A 17,972-nucleotide genomic window follows, 5' to 3' on the forward strand; every position below is an offset into this window, starting at 1 on the left:
CCTGATCCTCGCACCCGTACCCGCAGGTCCCGCACGGCGATCGTTCTGACACGACCTGGGTGGGTGTCCTGAACAGCGTCGATGTGTGCCCCAGGTGCGGAGTGCGTCACGTTCCTCCGGGGGCGTTCCGGGCATCATCAGGCCCCGGAGCGCGCTAGGCTGCATCCCATCGAGGACGAAGGTTCTGCGTGGAGCTCGGGAGGAAACCGGTGCGACGCGCCGGACGAGACGTGAAAGGCCTCCCTTGCACTCGAAGCCACCTACCCGCACCCGGCGGGCCATCCTGCGTGCGTCGGCTCTTGCCGCCGCAGTCGCAGTGCTGGCCTCTGGCTGCGCAAGTGAATCCGTCCAGCGCGGATACCTGCCCGGCTACAGCGACGGGGAGGTGACTAACCAGACCGAGCGCATCACCGACCTGTGGGTGGGCTCGTGGATCGCTGCCCTTGCCGTGGGCATCGTGACCTGGGGCCTGATGCTGTGGTGCATCGCGGCCTACCGGAAGCGCAAGGACGACCACCAGCTCCCGGTGCAGACGCGCTACCACCTGCCGCTCGAGCTCATGTACACGGCAGTGCCGATCATCATGGTGCTCGTGCTGTTCTGGTACACCGACCGCGACGTGACGGCCATCAAGACCGTCGACGGCACCGCGACCGAGCACATCCAGGTGATCGGCAAGCAGTGGAGCTGGGACTTCAACTACCTCGACGCCAACGTCTACGACTACGGCGAGCACGAGGCGGACCCCGGCAGCGTGACCGCGGAGGACGAGCTCGACGGCGCCGTCGGCACCTCGACGTCCTTCCCGACGCTCTACCTGCCGGTGAACGAGACCGTGGAGTTCACGCTCGACTCGCGTGACGTCATCCACTCGTTCTGGATCCCCGCGTTCCTGTACAAGCAGGACATGATCCCGCACCGGACCAACACGTTCCAGGTGACGCCGACCCGCGAGGGCACGTACGCCGGCAAGTGCGCCGAGCTCTGCGGTGAGTTCCACTCCGGCATGCTCTTCAACGTGAAGGTCGTGTCCGCCGAGGAGTACGACGCCCACATGGCGGACCTCGAGGCGAAGGGCCAGACGGGTTCGCTCGGCATGGACCTCGCCCGCACGGCCGGTCCGGTGGAGGACCCGGCGGTAACCACGGAAGAGGAGGCTGGGCACTGATGGCCGCAGCGACCACGACCGAGCTGATCCCGGGCCTGGCCCCCGGGCGCCAGACGCTCGGCCGGACGATCATCAAGTGGATCACCTCCACTGACCACAAGACGATCGGGTACCTCTACCTGATCACGTCGTTCATCTTCTTCTGCATCGGCGGCCTCATGGCCCTGCTGATCCGCGCGGAGCTCTTCGAGCCCGGCATCCAGCTCGTGCAGAGCAAGGAGCAGTACAACCAGCTCTTCACGATGCACGGCACCGTGATGCTGCTGCTGTTCGCCACCCCGCTGTTCGCGGGCTTCGCGAACGTGATCATGCCGCTCCAGATCGGCGCGCCCGACGTCGCGTTCCCGCGTCTGAACATGTTCGCCTACTGGTTGTTCCTGTTCGGTGGCCTCATCACCACGGCCGGCTTCCTCACCCCGCAGGGTGCCGCGTCGTTCGGCTGGTTCGCGTACGCGCCGCTGTCGACCACGACCTACAGTCCAGGGTTGGGCGGAGACCTCTGGGTCTTCGGCCTGGCGCTGGCCGGTTTCGGCACGATCCTCGGTGCGGTCAACTTCATCACCACGATCATCACCATGCGCGCCCCGGGCATGACCATGTTCCGGATGCCGATCTTCACCTGGAACACGCTGGTCACCAGCCTCCTCGTGCTGATGGCCTTCCCGCCGCTGGCCGCCGCGCTGTTCGCGCTGGGTGCCGACCGTCGTCTCGACGCGCAGATCTTCAACCCGGAGAACGGTGGCGCCATCCTCTGGCAGCACCTCTTCTGGTTCTTCGGCCACCCCGAGGTGTACATCATCGCGCTGCCGTTCTTCGGCATCGTGTCCGAGATCTTCCCGGTCTTCAGCCGCAAGCCGATCTTCGGCTACACCGGCCTGGTCTACGCGACCATCGCGATCGCCGCGCTGTCGGTGACGGTGTGGGCGCACCACATGTACGTGACCGGCGCGGTCATGCTGCCGTTCTTCGCGTTCATGACGATGCTCATCGCGGTCCCGACCGGCGTGAAGTTCTTCAACTGGATCGGCACGCTCTGGCGAGGGAAACTCACGTTCGAGACGCCGATGCTCTGGTCCATCGGCTTCCTCGTGACCTTCCTCTTCGGTGGTCTGACCGGCATCATCCTGTCGAGCCCGGCGCTGGACTTCCAGCTGTCCGACTCGTACTTCGTGGTCGCGCACTTCCACTACGTGGTCTTCGGCACCGTCGTGTTCGCGATGTTCGCCGGGTTCTACTTCTGGTGGCCCAAGATGACCGGCCGCATGCTGTCGGAGCGCCTGGGCAAGGTGCACTTCTGGATGCTGTTCGTCGGCTTCCACACCACGTTCCTCATCCAGCACTGGCTGGGTGTCGAGGGCATGCCCCGCCGCTACGCGGACTACATGCCGGACGAGGGCTTCACCTGGGAGAACCAGGTGTCGACCATCGGCGCGTTCATCCTCGCGGCGTCGACCCTGCCGTTCTTCTGGAACGTCTACATCACCTGGCGCAAGGCGCCCAAGGTCACGGTCGACGACCCGTGGGGCTACGGCCGCTCCCTGGAGTGGGCCACGTCCTGCCCGCCGCCGCGGCACAACTTCGCCTCGCTCCCGCGTATCCGCTCGGAGTCGCCGGCGTTCGACCTGCACCACCCCGAGGTCGTCGCCATGGAGCACCCGGAGTACAACCGCGGTGTGCTCGACAACATCTACGGCGAGGCCGACCGGCGCGGTCAGGACAAGCAGGCCCAGCAGCGCGCCGCGAACGGCACCGGCGACTCCGGCCAGAGCAGCACGACCATCGTTGACCAGCCGGACGAGGGGACCAGCAAGTGAAGATCGAGGCACGGCTGTTCCTCTGGGGAACGCCCTTCTTCGTCCTGGCCGGCGTGGTCTACGGCTTCATGACCGAGTGGCAGGAGCCCGTGGGCTACCTGGGCATGCCGCTTGTCGGTGGCCTGGTGGCGATGATCGGCGCGTACCTCACGCTGACGGCCCGGCGCATCGACGCCCGGCCCGAGGACGACCCGAACGGCAACATCGAGGACGCCGCAGGCGACCAGGGCGTGTACGCACCCTGGAGCTGGTGGCCCCTGGCGATCGCCGGCTCCGCCGCGATCTGCTTCCTCGGCCTGGCCGTGGGCTGGTGGGTGCTCTACATCGGCTTCTGTGTCGCGGTCATCGCGCTCGTGGGCTGGGTGTTCGAGTACTCGCGGGGTATCCACTCGCACTGACGCGGTAACGCGTGAAAGACGCCGGGCGGCGCACCTCCTGCGGGAGATGCGCCGCCCGGCGTCTTTAACGCTTTACCGCCGTTCGTGTCCGCGCGGCAGAGCCGGCTAGCGGCTGGCCGCGATCCAGCGGTCCAGGGTGGCCTGTGCCGCCCCGGAGTCCACGGCCTCGGCCGCGAGGCCGATCCCGGCCGTGAGCCGCTCCACGAGCGTGCCGGAGCCCGTGCCGGGCAGCGATCCGTCGGCCACGAGGCCCGAGGCCGCGTTGAGCAGCACGGTCTCGCGGACCGGCCCGGCCTCGCCCGCCAGGACGGCGCGCGCGACGCCCGCGTTGTAGGCCGCGTCCTGGCCGCGCAGGTCCTCGACCTTGATGCGGGTCAGGCCCAGGTCCTCGGCGGGGTCCAGGCGGTGCTCGGTGACGTGGCCGTCGGCCACCTCCCAGATGGTCGCGCCCGCGGTCGCCGCGAGCTCGTCCAGCCCCTCGTCGCCGCGGAAGACCAGCGCGGACTTGCCGCGCTCCGCGAACACGCCCGCCATCAGGGGCGCCATCCGCGCGTCCGCGCAGCCCACGGCCGCCGCACGCGGCTGGGCCGGGTTGGTCAGCGGCCCCAGGAAGTTGAAGGCCGTGGGCACGCCCAGCTCCTTGCGGGCCACGCCCGCGTGCCGCATCGACGGGTGGAACACCATCGCGAAGCAGAACGTGATGCCGGCCTCGCGCGCGATCTGCGCCACCCGCTCCGGGGTGTGGTCCAGGCGGATGCCCAGCTCCTCCAGCACGTCCGCGCTGCCCGACGACGACGACGCGGCCCGGTTGCCGTGCTTCACGACGCGCAGGCCCGCGCCGGCGATGACGACGGACGCCATCGTCGAGATGTTCACGGTGTGCGCGCGGTCGCCGCCGGTGCCGACGATGTCCACGGAGGGCCCGGGCACGTCGATGCGGGTCGCGTGCTCGACCATGGAGTGCGTCAGGCCCGCGAGCTCGTCGACGGTCTCGCCCTTGGCGCGCAGCGCCACCAGGAAGCCCGCGAGCTGGACGGGGGAGACCTCGCCCGTCATCACCCGGTCCATGGCCCAGCGGGCCTCCTCCTGGCTCAGGTCCGTGCCGGTCATCAGCCCGGCGAGCAGGCCGGACCAGGTGGGTGCCTCGAGGTTCACGCGGTCCCCGCCGTCGACGGCGCGAGCAGGTGGGCCACGGCCTCCTGGACCTTCACGGCGTCCAGCGGGCGCGCCACGACGCCGTCGGCCAGCGACCAGGTCGCCAGCCACGCGTCCGCCGGGCGGCCCGTCAGCACGAGCACCGGCGGGCACTCGTAGATCTCGTTCTTGAGCTGGCGGCACAGGCCCATGCCGCCGGCCTGGTCGGCCTCTCCGTCGAGGACGAGCAGGTCCCACGTCTCGTTGTCGGCCTTGTCCACCACGGCGGTCGCCGTGGCGGCCTCCGCCCAGGTGATCTCGGGCGCGCCCGCGTGCAGGCGCGGGCCCACGGCGAGGCGCACCTGCTCGCGCACCGTGCGGTCGTCGCTGTACAGGAGGACTCGCGGGCTCGACGTCGTGCTGCCGGAAGCCGCACCGTTCGCACCTGCGCTGGTCACATCCGTCGTCATGCCGGTCATGCGTCGATCGTGGCACAGACCCAGGCCGCACGGCAGATTTGTCCGCGCCCTTTTCATGGCACTCTGTTGAATCGCGTCAGCAAGTGACGGCCCGGATAGGGCGTTGGAAGGACTTTGTGAGATTCGACGCGAGCGTCTGTGACGGTTCGGCGTTCGGGACACCCGAACGTCGGCCATAATGGCTGTCGTGTCGACCGCAACGGCTGCAGCCACCCCCACGCACCAGCACGTGACAGTCAATCGTCCCAACCCGGTCTCGGTCGGGACGATCGTCTGGCTCGCGAGCGAGCTCATGTTCTTCGCAGCGCTCTTCGCGATGTACTTCACGGTCCGGCAGACGATGCCGGCCGAGGAGTGGGCGCTGCAGGCGGACAAGCTCAACATCACCTTCTCCACGATCAACACGATCGTCCTGGTGCTGTCCTCGTTCACCTGCCAGTGGGCGGTCTTCAAGGCCGAGCAGTTCAAGCCGTCGCGCTCCGGGAAGCTCTTCCAGTTCTGGACCTGGGGCATGCACGAGTGGCTGACCATGACCTACCTGATGGGCGCGTTCTTCATCGGCGGCCAGATCTTCGAGTACACCGAGCTGGTGCACCAGGGTCTGACCATCTCGTCCAGCCCGTACGGCTCGGTCTTCTACATGACCACCGGCTTCCACGGCCTGCACGTGACCGGCGGCCTGATCGCGTTCCTCTTCGTGCTCGGTCGCTCGTTCGCCGCCAAGCGCTTCGGTCACCACGAGGCCACCACCACGATCGTCACGTCCTACTACTGGCACTTCGTCGACGTGGTGTGGATCGCGCTGTTCGCGGTGATCTACCTGCTGCGCTGACCGGTCGCGCGGCCGCCCCACCGGGTGGCCGTCCCACCCGGCCACGTGCGGTGGCCCAGGTTCATTACAGAAGCTCAACACTCACAGCGAGACGAGGAAATTTTCGTGAAGGCACTCGCCGCCCGCAGGCACCACCGGCTGGCGCCGGTCGTTCTCCTGCTGCTGGCGCTGCTGACCACGGGCGGCGTCTACGCCGCCCTGGCTCCGAGCACGGCTAAGGCCGAGACCGTCAGCACCGCGGACATCGAGACCGGTAAGAAGCTGTTCCAGGCCAACTGCGCGACGTGCCACGGCGCGAACGCCCAGGGCACCGAGGGCGTGCCGTCCCTGGTAGGCGTCGGCGCTGCCGCCGTCGACTTCCAGGTGTCGACCGGCCGGATGCCGATGCAGATGAACGGCCCGCAGGCCGAGGCCAAGCCGCCGCAGTTCGACAAGGAGCAGACGGCCGCGCTGTCCGCCTACGTCGCCTCGCTGGGCGCCGGTCCGGCGATCCCCACCGACGAGCAGGTCGACCCGACTCAGGGCGACCCCTCGAACGGCATGGCCCTGTTCCGCACCAACTGCGCCATGTGCCACAACGCCGTGGGCGCCGGCGGCGCGCTCTCCGAGGGCAAGTTCGCACCTGCCCTCTGGGAGACGTCGGAGCGGAACATCTACCAGGCGATGCTCACCGGCCCGCAGTCGATGCCGGTGTTCAACGACGCCAACATCACGCCGGACGAGAAGCGGGACATCGTGTCCTTCCTCGTCGAGCAGCGCGAGGGGTCGGCCGGCGGTAACGCGCTCGGCGCCCTCGGCCCGGTGTCCGAGGGCCTCTGGGCCTTCGCGATCGGCCTCGGTCTGCTCATCGGCGCCGCAGTGTGGATCGGAGCGAAGTCCTCGTGAGCGAGAACCAGAACAACCCCGCCGACACCTCGCACGAGGTGACGGTCACCCCGCAGGCGGGCACCGACGTCGAGCGGTTCGCCGACCCGGGCGTCCCGGAGCACAAGCACCGGCTGACCGACACCGACCCGCGCGCCGCCAAGCGCGCCGAGCGGACCGTCACCTTCCTGTTCGTCCTGTCCATCCTGGGCACGATCGGCTCGATCGTCGCCTACGTGATGGTCCCGCCGGACGGCACGACGTCGGGCGTCCGCCTCTCCACGCTGCTGATCGGCCTCGGCCTCGCGGTGTCCCTGCTGGGAATCGGCATCGCCGGCATCCACTGGGCCAAGGCGCTCATGGGCGACAAGGAGATGGTCCAGGAGCGGCACCCGCTCGCGACCAACGACGCGGACCGCGCGATCGCCGTCAAGGACCTCAACGACGGCCTGCAGGACTCGGGCGTCGTCGGCCGCCGCGGCGTGCTCAAGGGCGCGTTCTTCGGTGCCCTGGCGCTCTTCCCGCTCGCCATCGCCGTGCCGCTGATCGGCTCGGTGGGCGGTGACTGGAACGTCTCCAAGTTCAAGCACACCATGTGGCGCACCGGCACGCGCCTCGCGATCGACCCGTCGGGCCGGCCCATCAAGGCCGCCGACGTGACCGTCGGCTCCGTCTTCCACGTGGTCCCCGAGACCACCGACGAGTTCCGCGAGACGCACGAGTGGATCAACGAGAAGTCCAAGGCCGTCGTGCTCATGGTCCGTCTCAACCCCGAGGACCTCAAGGCCGACCAGTCGCCCCCCGGCGAGACCTGGTCCCACGAGGGCATCGTGGCCTACTCGAAGATCTGCACGCACGTGGGCTGCCCGGTGGCGCTCTACGAGCAGCAGACCCACCACCTCCTGTGCCCCTGCCACCAGTCGACGTTCGACATCGCCGACAGCGCCAACGTGGTCTTCGGCCCGGCCAACCGCCGGCTGCCGCAGCTCCCGATCACCGTGGACGACGAGGGCTACCTCATCGCGCAGGACGACTTCGCCGAGCCCATCGGCCCGAGCTTCTGGGAGCGCCTGAAGTGAGCACCGCGACCCAAGACACCAAGCACGAGGCACCGGCCAAGCCGACGACGACCGTCGGCAAGGCCGCGGACTACCTCGACCAGCGCACCTCCATCGGCGTCGCCGTCAAGGAGTTCGCGCGCAAGGTCTTCCCGGACCACTGGTCCTTCATGCTCGGCGAGATCGCCCTGTTCTCGTTCGTGGTGCTGATCATCTCGGGCTTCTTCCTGACGATGTTCTTCGAGCCGTCCATGGCGCTGGAGCGCTACGAGGGCGAGCACCCGGCGAGCATGCACGGGCAGCTCATGTCCGTGGCGTTCGCCTCGACCCTCGACATGTCGTTCGAGGTGCGCGGCGGCCTGCTCATGCGGCAGATCCACCACTGGTCGGCGCTGATCTTCATGGCCTCGATCGTCGTCCACATGATGCGCGTGTTCTTCACCGGCGCGTTCCGCAAGCCGCGCGAGATCAACTGGATCGTCGGCATCCTGCTCATGATCCTGGGCCTGGCGGCCGGCTTCACCGGCTACTCGCTGCCCGACGACGTGCTGTCCGGCAACGGCCTGCGCATCACCGACGGCGTGGTCAAGTCGATCCCCCTGGTCGGCTCGTTCATGTCGTACATGATCTTCGGCGGGGAGTTCCCGGGGCACCACATCGTGCCGCGCCTGTTCACGCTGCACATCTTCGTGGTGCCGGGCATCCTGCTGGCCCTCATCGCGCTGCACCTGTTCCTGATGGTGCTGCAGAAGCACACCCAGTACCCGGGTGGTGGCCGCACCGACAAGAACGTGGTGGGCTACCCGGCCGCGCCGGTGTACGTCGCCAAGATGACCGGCAACTTCTTCATGGTGTTCGGCGTGCTGGTGCTCATGGGCGCCACGATGTCGATCAACAACGTGTGGAACTACGGGCCGTTCGACCCGTCGCCGGTCTCGGCCGGCGCACAGCCGGACTGGTACATGCTGTTCCTGGAGGGATCGCTGCGCCTGATGCCGGGCCAGGGCACGGAATGGGTGATCTTCGGCTATACGTTGCCGCTGAACGTCCTGATCCCGGCCGTGGTCATCCCGGGCATCCTGTTCACGTTCCTCATCGTGTACCCGTTCCTCGAGGCCCGGGTCACGGGTGACGACCGCGAGCACCACGTGCTGGACCGCCCGCGCAACAAGCCGGCGCGCACCGGCCTGGGCGTCGCGTTCCTGACGGCGTTCATCATCCTGGCCCTGGCCGGGTCGAACGACCTCATCGCCACGCACTTCGCGCTCTCGATCAACGCGATCACCTGGGTGTTCCGCGTGCTGTTCTTCGTCGGGCCGGTGTTCGCGTACTACGTCACCAAGCGCATCTGCCTCGGCCTGCAGCGCAAGGACCGCGAGCTGGTGCTGCACGGTCACGAGTCGGGCCGCATCGTGCGCTTCGCCAACGGCGAGTACATCGAGGTGCACACCCCGCTCGACGAGCAGGAGCGCTGGCTGCGCGTCAACTACGACGCTCCCGCCCCGCTGACGATCGCCCCGAAGACGGACGCTCGCGGTGTGAAGCGCAAGGGCTACGGCGCCGACAAGCGCTGGCAGGGCCTGTCCCGGTTCTTCTACGAGGACCGTGTCTCGCCCGTCACGCCGGCGGAGGTCGCGGCCGCGCACTCGCACGGTGAGCACGACGAGCTGACCGGCTCCGAGCACCAGGCCGTCGAGGCCGGTGCGGGAACCTCGCGGGAGCACTGAGCGACCTGCGACACCAAGCGATGGCCTGTGTCTCCCGGTCCGCGTCTGCGGCCGGGGACACGGGCCATTGCCGTCCCGGCGGGCACCACACCGGCGCACGACCAGGACGGCGTCCCACCCTGCGCACCGTCCGGTGCGCGGACCGATCCTGGAGGTACCTCAGCAATGGCTGTCTACACGCTCCCTGACCTGACCTACGACTACGCCGCGCTCGAGCCCCACATCTCGGGCAAGATCATGGAGCTGCACCACTCCAAGCACCACGCGACGTACGTCAAGGGTGCCAACACTGCCCTGGAGCAGCTCGAGGAGGCCCGCGAGACGGGCAACCTGGCAAACGTCAACAAGATCGAGAAGGACCTCGCGTTCAACCTCGGTGGTCACATCAACCACTCGATCTTCTGGACGAACATGGCACCGGAGGCCGGCGGAGAGCCGACCGGCGACATCGCCGCCGCGATCGACGAGCACTTCGGCTCGTTCGAGAAGTTCAAGGCGCACTTCACCGCCGTCGCCGCCGGTGTGCAGGGTTCCGGCTGGGCCGTCCTGGCCTGGGACTCGGTCGGCCAGAAGCTGGTCGTGGTCCAGCTGTTCGACCAGCAGGGCAACATCCCGTTCGCGCTCACCCCGGTCCTCATGCTGGACTGCTGGGAGCACGCCTACTACATCGACTACCTGAACGTCCGCCCGGACTACATCAAGGCCTGGTGGAACCTGGTGTCGTGGAGCAACGTCTCCGAGCGCCTGGCACGGGCCAAGACGCAGACCGCGGGCCTCGTCGTCGCCTCGGCCTGACCACCTGCCTGAACCCTGCATGAACGCTGCTTGACCCCGCGGCGGGCCGCAACGGCCTGACCGACGGACCAGATCCGGCGCACCCCGAAAAACGGGGTGCGCCGGATCTGTCATGTCACGTCCTGACCTGCCTCTTCGTCGTGGAGGGTGGTAGCGAAGCGCGGCACGGTGTCTACTGGAGGTCAGGAAGTGGCCCGCGCCGCCTATCAACGGGGTGATGACGTGGCGATGAAGCAGCGTCCGAGTGCGGTCGGCAAGGCAGCCGACTATCTTGACCAGCGCACCAGCATCGGGGTGCTGGTGAAGGAGCTTGCGCGCAAGGTGTTTCCCGACCACTGGTCGTTCATGCTCGGCGAGATCGCGCTGTTCTCGTTCATCGTGCTGATCGCGTCCGGGTTCTTCCTGACGATGTTCTTCGACCCGTCCATGGCGCTGGTGCGGTACGAGGGCGAGTATCCGCCCGCGATGAACGGCCAGCTCATGTCGGCCGCGTTCCAGTCCACCGTGCACATGTCGTTCGAGGTGCGCGGCGGGATGCTCATGCGGCAGATCCACCACTGGTCGGCCCTGATCTTCATCGGCTCGATCGTCCTGCACATGTTCCGGGTGTTCCTCACCGGGGCCTTCCGCAAGCCGCGCGAGATCAACTGGATCGTCGGCCTGACGATGCTCATCCTGGCCCTGGCGGCCGGCTTCACCGGCTACTCCCTCCCGGACGACGTGCTGTCCGGCAACGGCCTGCGCATCATCGACGGCGTGGTCAAGGCGATCCCCCTGATCGGCTCGTACCTGTCCTTCCTGATCTTCGGCAGCGAGTTCCCGGGCGACCAGGTCATCCCACGGCTGTTCACCCTGCACATCTTCGTGATACCCGGGCTCCTGATCGCCCTCATCGCGCTGCACCTGTTCCTGATGGTGCTGCAGAAGCACGGGCAGTACCCGGGCGGCGGCCGCAGCGACAAGAACGTCGTGGGCTACCCGGCCCTGCCGGTGTACGTGGCCAAGATGACGGGAAACTTCTTCATCATCGCCGGCGTGCTGACGCTCATGGGCGGCACCATGGCGATCAACAACGTCTGGAACTACGGGCCCTACGATCCGGCGCCGGTCTCCGCCGGGACGCAGCCCGACTGGTACATCCTCTTCGTCGACGGCGCGCTACGGCTGATGCCGGGGCCAGGCTTCGAGTGGGTCCTGTGGGGCTACACGCTGCCCATGAACATCCTGATCCCCGCGGTGATCGTGCCGGGCATCCTGTTCACGCTCCTTGGCACGTGGCCGTTCCTCGAGGCCCGCGCGACCGGTGACCACCGCGAGCACCACGTCCTCGACCGGCCCCGCAACCGTCCGGTGCGCACGGCCGTCGCCGTCGCGCTGTTCGTCGCGTTCCTCGTGTGCGCCCTGGCCGCGACCAACGACCTCATCGCCACGCACTTCGCGCTGAGCATCTTCGCGATCACGTGGGTCCTGCGCGTGCTGCTGTTCGTGGGGCCCCTGTTCGCCTTCTTCGTGACCAAACGGGTGTGCCTGGCGCTGCAGCGCAAGGACCGCGAGCTGGTGCTGCACGGCCACGAGTCGGGCCGCATCGTGCGCTTCGCCACCGGCGAGTACGTCGAGGTGCACACCCCGCTCGACCCGCAGGAGGTCTGGCTGCGCACCCAGCACACCTCGCCGAGACCGCTGGAGATCAAGCCCGCCATGGACGCGCGCGGCGTCAAGCGCAAGGGCTACCGCTCCGACCGGCGGTGGCAGCGGCTGTCCGAGTTCTTCTACGAGGACCGGGTCGAGCCGGCGACACCGGCGGAGCTCGCGGCAGCCCACTCGCACGGCGAGCACGACGCGATCGAGGCAAGGACGCCCGCGGGTGTCGGGCAGGGCACCTCCGGCCCGCGAACCGCCGGGCCGCGCAGCACTCGGCCGGGCGGCACCGGCCCGGGGAGTTCCAGGCCGGGTACTTCCGGCCCCCGAGCCGACGGCGAGGGCGCCACGGGACCGGGCGAGGAGCCGCGGCCCGGGAGCAAGGGCTAGACGTCGACCCCGAGCCCGAGCTGGTCCCCGAGCTAGTCGTCCAGCCCTAGCGCGAACGCCTGCTCCAGGTCCGCCTTGGAGAAGGCGCGGAACGCGATCAGCGTCTCGGTGTTCTGCACGCCCGGCACCTTGTTCACGCGGTCGGACACGACGCCGGCGAGCTGCTCGTGCTCGGGCACACGCACGATCGCGACCAGGTCGGTCTTGCCCGTCACGGAGAAGACCTCGCTCACTCCGTCGATGTTCGCGACCTCCTGCGCGACCTCGGGGATGCGGGACGTCTCGGCGTCGATGAGGACGATCGCGGTCAGCATGCCGTCATCGTATCCACGTGCCGGCCGTTCGCGGGTTCCGCCACGGGCACGGCGGCCCCGGCGGCTTCCCCGGCACCCGCTGCGGAGTCCGTGTCAGCCCCAGAACCCGCGTCAGCCCCGGAACCCGCGTCAGCCTCGCCGATCTCGACGCGCACCCGCTCCGACGCCCAGGTCAGGTCGGCGTGCGCGCCGGCCGCGCGCACCGGGCAGGCCCAGGTGTCGCTGACGTGCACCAGCCGGACGCCGGGGGAGTCGAGCCAGGCGAGCAGCAGGTCCGTCTCCTCGGGGTGCGCGGCGGGCGCGGGCACCACGGGCGGCTCGACGTGCTCCGCCGTCGTGCGCAGGGCGTCCACGAGGGGGAGCGGGCTGGCGCCTGGTGCCGAGACGTCGGTGCCGGCGAGCCGGCCGTGCTTGATCACCACGATCTCCCAGCCGCCGGGCTTGCCCGGGGCGTCCCCGATGCCGGAGGGGCGCGCGGCCACCAGCTCGGCGCACCCGGCCAGCGGGCCGATCCGCTGGGCGCGGTGCGCTCCGTGCACGAACGCCCGCAGGCGGCGCGTGACCTCGCCCGCCTCCTCGTACCGCTCCTGGTGGGCCAGCGCCGCGATCCGGTCGGAGAGCGCCCGCACCACCGGGGCCGGGTCGCCGGTCAGCGCGTCGCGCGCGGCCTCGGCCACGTCCGCGTAGGAGGTGTCCGGGCCCCCGGTCGCCACGCACGGCGCCGAGCAGCGGCCCATGCCGGCCAGGGCACAGGGGCTGCCGGGCCGCTTGGAGACCAGCGGGATGCGGGCGGTGCACTGGCGCAGGTTCAGGGCGTCGTGCAGGGCGTGCACGGCCTCCTGGGCGGTCCGCCGGGACCCGAAGGGCCCGATGTGCGCGGCGCCCGCCACGACGCCGCTCACGACCGACAGGCGCGGGTACGCCTCGTCCGTCAGCCGCACCCACGAGTGCCGCTCCGGGAACTTGGAGCGCCGGTTGTAGCGCGGGGCGTGCTCGGTGATGAGCCGCAGCTCGCGCACCTGCGCCTCCAGCGGCGTGGCGCACGCGACGGGCGTGACCCGCTCGGCGATGCGCACCATCTCCGTGATGCGCCGCCGTTTCTCGGCGGCGGTGAAGTACGAGCGCACGCGCTTGCGGATGTTGACCGACGTGCCGACGTACAGCACCTCGTCCCCGGGGCCGCGGAACAGGTAGACACCGGGGGAGTCGGGCAGCCCGTCGGCGAGGTGCCGCTTGCGGCGCACCTCGGGCGGCACCGGGTCGGCCGCCGTCGCCAGGTCCTCGAGGTGCGTCACGCCCATCGGCGCGAGCCGGTCGAACAGGGCGTGCAGGACGTCGACCGTCGCCCGCGCGTCGGCCAGCGCCCGGTGCTCCGGGGAGACGGTGGCGTGGAACAGGTTGGCGAGCGTGGACAGCTTGTGGTTGGGCGCCTCGTCCCGCGTGACCAGGCGCCGGGCCAGGGGCACCGTGTCCACCACGGTGAAACCGGGCCACGGGTAGTCCAGCCGGGAGCACATCGCCTTGAGGAAGCCGACGTCGAACGGGGCGTTGTGCGCCACCAGCACCGTGTTGTGCGCGAACTCCAGGAAGCTCGGCAGCACCAGCGCGATGTCCGGCGCCGTGGCGACCATGGCGTTGGTGATGCCGGTCAGCCGCGCGACGAACGCCGGGACCGGCTGCCCCGGGTTGACCAGCGACTGGAACTCGCCCAGCACCTCGCCGCCGCGCACCTTGACGGCGCCGATCTCGGTGATGCCGCCCTCCTTGGCGTTGGTGCCCGTGGTCTCGAGGTCCACCACCACGAAGGTCACGTCCCGCAGCGGCGTGCCGAGCTCCTCGAAGGTCGCCTGGTACGGGGCCCGGGTGCCCGCGGACGTGGAGGTGTTCACGGCCTGCACGCTAGCCGGAGTCACTGACACGCCCCGACACGCCGGGCACCCGAGTGGGCCCGCGGACCCACCGGCGGCTGGGCCCGAGGCCTCTGGCCTGGGCGGACACCAGTTCCTAGAGTCTTCGGATGATCCGCCGGCCCGCCTCCGACGAGCGTCCAGCCCCCGACGAGCGAGGTCAGGCGCTCGCGGAGTACGTCGCCGTCGTCGGCCTGCTGCTCCTCGTGGTCGCCGTGGCGCTCGCGGCGGCGACGCCGGTGGGCCGGGACCTGAGCGGCCAGCTCGTCTGCGCCGTCCAGTCCATCGGGCAGCCCGAGAGCCCCGAGGACTGCGTCGACGGGCCGGGGCACGGGCCCGGCGACGACGACGGGCCGGGCGGCCCCGGCGACGACGACCGGCCCGGCGACACCTCGTGCGAGGACGAGCTCACGCTGTCCCGGGTCGCCCAGGAGGACCACGACACCGCCATGGTCGTGATCCAGATCGGCTGCGTCTGGTACCCGATCCCCGTGACGTGCCTGTTCACCGTCTCGGAGACCGAGCTCGACGACGTCTGGAAGACGGTGATCTCGGGCGGCCGGGACGAGAGCCTGGAGCGCGAGGGGAACGACAAGATCGTCGACTGCGTGACCGCCGGCTGGGGCGACGAGAGCGAGGACCCGGACGACGAGGAGTGCAACCGGACGATGCCGACCAGCGAGGACGTCAGCCTCGACCCGCCGAAGGTCCGCATCGGCTGCAAGTGGCTCCCGGTGCCCCAGGACGTGTGCGACGCCGAGTGGGAGGCGTACAAGGACTCGAAGCCCGGCAGGGAGCGCGCCGCGACGTCGGGGTGGCTCTACGAGTGCGTCACGACGGCGTACGACAACATGGAGCCCGACTGCTACGTCCAGGTCAACACCCACATCGAGGACCACACGACGTCGTTCCTGTTCTTCCGGTTCAGCACCACGGAGGCGGTGATGATCGAGCGGCTCGGTGACGGCCGCGTCCGGGTGCACATGCTCAAGGGCAGCGGGTTCGGCGGTGGGGTGTCCGGCGACGACATCTTCGGCTCGCCCATCTCCTTCGGCGTGTCCGCGATCGACGGCGTCACGAGCGACACCGCGTACGAGTTCACGAGCGTCGAGGACGCGCAGGAGTGGATCTCGTGGCAGTCGAGGACCGACGGGTTGAAGTCGGGCATGGACAGCGCCTGCGGGGCCTTCGGCGGCCAGCTCCAGGCCGGCTGCGAGCCGGCGAAGCGGCGCTACAACGACCATCTCGAGGACGAGCCGGACCACCACGTCGTCAACGACGCGGACACCGAGACCAAGAAGGTCACCGTCAACGTCGGGATCGACGGGCAGAAGGGCGGCAAGAGCAAGGACGGCAAGGGCGTGGGTGCGGGCGGCAGCGCGGAGGGCAGCTACGAGGGCGAGGTCATGGTCGAGGACCGGCTCTGGGACAACGGCCTCTACGAGGTGAGCTACACGTCCACGGACATCGGCGGCTTCCTGGTCTCCGGCGCGCTCGGGCCGGGCGGGCCGTGGGGCAAGAGCGACAAGCTCGGCAAGCTGATGGGCAAGGGCGGGGTCGGCGCCACGTGGAAGGGCTCGACGAAGACCACCGTGTACTTCGACGAGAACGGCGACCTCGTGCAGATGTACATCACCATCGACGACCAGGCGCTCGCGACGCTCTACGAGGCCGGGTTCGAGGTGGAGACGGACCTGCCGTACGGCTTCGAGGCGGGCGGCAGCTACAGCAAGAACAAGCAGGAGGGCACCTCGTCCGTCCAGGAGTTCATCCTCGACTTCAACCAGTACCCGGACCTGCGGGAGAAGTTCACGCCGATGGTCGACGAGCTGTTCCCGCGCGACGACGAGGGCAAGCTCAAGAAGGGCGACATCGAGATCGACCGGGACGACCAGGAGGACGGCGGCGAGCTGCGCGAGGCGCTGGAGGAGCACGGCAACGTCCGCGAGCTGACCTACGACGACACCAAGACCGAGGAGAAGGTCGAGACGGGCGTGAGCTGGCAGGGGATCGACCTGCTCAAGGGCGAGTGGATCACCACGGACGAGGAGCGGGTGCTCAAGGAGTCGTCGTTCGAGATCACGGACGTGGACGGCAACAAGGTCAAGGTCGAGCCCGCCCCTCGCTGCCGGCACGAGAAGTTCGAGCCGGACGACGACTACTACACCAACGGCAAGGTGAAGCAGGGCCTGGGCGGCGACTGGTTCAACCCGATGTACGACAGGGACGAGGGCACGTACCCCGGCACCGACTTCGACGGCGACGTGCCGGGCAGCCGGAGCGAGAAGAGCAGGTCGCTGGCCGACGAGTACGCCAAGGCGTTCCCGGACAAGAACATCATCGTCCGGCACCGCGACATCGGGCTCGAGTTCGGGCCCGACGTCACGGGCAAGGTGCACCTGGCCACGGTGGGCGACTTCTACGTGGTGGGGCTGGACTCGGGGACGGTCACGCGCAAGGGCGACGGCGGCTACCTGAACTGGGCGTTCAAGGGGAACTTCAACCGCCCCGGGGACAACAAGGTGGTCAAGTTCAAGCCGCGCGGAGAGTGAGGCGGCTCAGCCCCAGGTCTCGCCCGTGAGCTGCTCGTAGATCTCGACGTACCGGGCGCGGGTCTCGGCGACGACGTCCGCCGGGATCTCGGGCCCGGGGTAGGTGCGGTCCCAGCCGGTCAGGGTCGAGGACCAGTCGCGCACGAACTGCTTGTCGTAGGACCACTGCCCGCGGCCGGGCTCGTACTCGCTCGCCTTCCAGAAGCGCGAGGAGTCGGGCGTGAGCACCTCGTCGGCGAGGGTCAGCACGCCGTCGGCGTCGAACCCGAACTCCAGCTTCGTGTCGGCGATGATGACGCCGCGCTCGCGCGCGATCTCGGCGCCGCGGTCGTAGATGGCGAGGGTCAGCTCGCGCAGGCGGTCCGTGGTCTCGGCGCCCAGCTCCTTGGCGATCTCGTCGACGGAGATGTACTCGTCGTGCCCCTCGTCGGCCTTGGTCGACGGCGTGAACACGGGCTCCGGCAGCCGGTCGGCCTCGACCAGGCCCGGGGGGAACGCCACGCCGGACACGCTGCCGGTGGCGTTGTACGAGTCCAGCCCGCCGCCCGCGAGGTACCCGCGGGCGATGCACTCGACCGGGACGATCGTCAGCTTCTTGCAGCGGATCGCGCGGCCGGCCCACTCCTCGGGGACGTCCTCGCTGATCACGTGGTTGGGCACCAGGTCGGCGAACTGCCGGAACCACCACAGCGAGAGCTGGGTGAGGATCGCGCCCTTGTCGGGCACGGGCGTCGGCAGCACGACGTCGTACACCGACACGCGGTCGGAGGCCACCAGGATCACATCGTCGCCGTCCGCGTAGACCTCGCGAACCTTGCCCTTCCGGATCAGTTCCACGGGGCCAAGGCTAACCCGGTACGCGCACCGGGCCGGTGCGCGTACCAGGGCTCGTCACCATGAGT

Annotated in this window: 15 protein-coding genes; 10 read left to right on the plus strand and 5 right to left on the minus strand. The window is 69.2% G+C overall.

The features are described 5' to 3' along the window. The first annotated feature begins 244 nt into the window (after window positions 1-244). From ctaC to H291_RS0107165, 3 genes are read left to right on the plus strand one after another with little or no spacing between them, the layout of a single operon-like run. Window positions 245-1,168, plus strand: a complete 924-nt coding sequence (ctaC, locus tag H291_RS0107155) for an aa3-type cytochrome oxidase subunit II (protein WP_026365498.1) — start codon at window positions 245-247, stop codon at window positions 1,166-1,168. Then, window positions 1,168-2,982: an aa3-type cytochrome oxidase subunit I gene (gene ctaD, locus H291_RS0107160; RefSeq protein ID WP_020014298.1), complete on the plus strand. Its 1,815-nt coding sequence runs from the start codon at window positions 1,168-1,170 to the stop codon at window positions 2,980-2,982. Before ctaC ends, ctaD begins: the two co-directional genes overlap by 1 nt. Beyond that, entirely contained in the window at window positions 2,979-3,380 is a 402-nt protein-coding gene (locus H291_RS0107165) for a cytochrome c oxidase subunit 4 (RefSeq protein ID WP_020014299.1), read from the plus strand. Before ctaD ends, H291_RS0107165 begins: the two co-directional genes overlap by 4 nt. A 105-nt stretch (window positions 3,381-3,485) precedes the next feature. Here H291_RS0107165 and trpD read toward each other — a convergent pair whose 3' ends face one another. Both trpD and H291_RS0107175 read right to left on the minus strand, forming a co-directional pair. Beyond that, window positions 3,486-4,535 carry an anthranilate phosphoribosyltransferase gene (trpD, locus tag H291_RS0107170; RefSeq protein WP_020014300.1) on the minus strand — a complete coding sequence of 350 codons (1,050 nt, stop codon included), beginning with the start codon at window positions 4,533-4,535 and terminating at the stop codon, window positions 3,486-3,488. Beyond that, window positions 4,532-4,984 (minus strand): response regulator transcription factor, encoded by a 453-nt coding sequence (locus H291_RS0107175; RefSeq protein WP_051109446.1) that lies wholly within the window; start codon window positions 4,982-4,984, stop codon window positions 4,532-4,534. Before H291_RS0107175 ends, trpD begins: the two co-directional genes overlap by 4 nt. 187 nt (window positions 4,985-5,171) lie before the next feature. On the opposite strand from H291_RS0107175, the gene ctaE reads away from it, so the two are divergent. The 6 genes from ctaE to qcrB (H291_RS0107205) all read left to right on the plus strand — a co-directional run bounded on the left by ctaE (window position 5,172) and on the right by qcrB (H291_RS0107205) (window position 12,297). Next, a complete protein-coding gene (gene ctaE, locus H291_RS0107180) occupies window positions 5,172-5,825 on the plus strand; it encodes an aa3-type cytochrome oxidase subunit III (protein WP_051109390.1) in 654 nt (217 codons plus the stop codon). Window positions 5,826-5,930: 105 nt separating this feature from the next. Beyond that, on the plus strand, window positions 5,931-6,710 hold the full coding sequence (qcrC, locus tag H291_RS0107185; protein WP_020014303.1) for a cytochrome bc1 complex diheme cytochrome c subunit: 780 nt from the start codon (window positions 5,931-5,933) through the stop codon (window positions 6,708-6,710). Continuing rightward, the gene (qcrA, locus tag H291_RS0107190; RefSeq protein ID WP_020014304.1) at window positions 6,707-7,768 is read left to right on the plus strand and encodes a cytochrome bc1 complex Rieske iron-sulfur subunit; all 1,062 of its coding nucleotides are present in this window, start codon (window positions 6,707-6,709) and stop codon (window positions 7,766-7,768) included. Before qcrC ends, qcrA begins: the two co-directional genes overlap by 4 nt. After that, window positions 7,765-9,474, plus strand: a complete 1,710-nt coding sequence (gene qcrB, locus H291_RS0107195; RefSeq protein ID WP_020014305.1) for a cytochrome bc1 complex cytochrome b subunit — start codon at window positions 7,765-7,767, stop codon at window positions 9,472-9,474. The genes qcrA and qcrB (H291_RS0107195) overlap by 4 nt, the downstream gene beginning before the upstream one ends. Window positions 9,475-9,639: 165 nt before the next feature. Next, window positions 9,640-10,269 (plus strand): superoxide dismutase, encoded by a 630-nt coding sequence (locus H291_RS0107200; protein ID WP_020014306.1) that lies wholly within the window; start codon window positions 9,640-9,642, stop codon window positions 10,267-10,269. A gap of 228 nt (window positions 10,270-10,497) precedes the next feature. Next, window positions 10,498-12,297 carry a cytochrome bc1 complex cytochrome b subunit gene (gene qcrB, locus H291_RS0107205; RefSeq protein ID WP_020014307.1) on the plus strand — a complete coding sequence of 600 codons (1,800 nt, stop codon included), beginning with the start codon at window positions 10,498-10,500 and terminating at the stop codon, window positions 12,295-12,297. A gap of 32 nt (window positions 12,298-12,329) precedes the next feature. Here the strand turns inward: qcrB (H291_RS0107205) and H291_RS0107210 are convergent, their stop codons facing one another. Together H291_RS0107210 and H291_RS0107215 are read right to left on the minus strand one after the other, a co-directional pair. Further along, window positions 12,330-12,611 (minus strand): Lrp/AsnC family transcriptional regulator, encoded by a 282-nt coding sequence (locus H291_RS0107210; RefSeq protein WP_020014308.1) that lies wholly within the window; start codon window positions 12,609-12,611, stop codon window positions 12,330-12,332. Next, complete coding sequence (locus H291_RS0107215; RefSeq protein WP_020014309.1) at window positions 12,605-14,509, minus strand: DEDD exonuclease domain-containing protein; 1,905 nt, start codon at window positions 14,507-14,509, stop codon at window positions 12,605-12,607. The genes H291_RS0107210 and H291_RS0107215 overlap by 7 nt, the downstream gene beginning before the upstream one ends. A 119-nt stretch (window positions 14,510-14,628) precedes the next feature. On the opposite strand from H291_RS0107215, the gene H291_RS0107220 reads away from it, so the two are divergent. After that, on the plus strand, window positions 14,629-17,070 hold the full coding sequence (locus tag H291_RS0107220) for a hypothetical protein (RefSeq protein ID WP_020014310.1): 2,442 nt from the start codon (window positions 14,629-14,631) through the stop codon (window positions 17,068-17,070). A gap of 6 nt (window positions 17,071-17,076) precedes the next feature. Here H291_RS0107220 and H291_RS0107225 read toward each other — a convergent pair whose 3' ends face one another. Continuing rightward, the gene (locus H291_RS0107225) at window positions 17,077-17,955 is read right to left on the minus strand and encodes a phosphoribosylaminoimidazolesuccinocarboxamide synthase (protein ID WP_198012483.1); all 879 of its coding nucleotides are present in this window, start codon (window positions 17,953-17,955) and stop codon (window positions 17,077-17,079) included. Window positions 17,956-17,972 lie beyond the last annotated feature (17 nt).

It is taken from the genome of Promicromonospora sukumoe 327MFSha3.1 (assembly GCF_000385135.1).
In the GTDB taxonomy this organism is placed as follows: Bacteria; Actinomycetota; Actinomycetes; order Actinomycetales; family Cellulomonadaceae; genus Promicromonospora; species Promicromonospora sukumoe_B.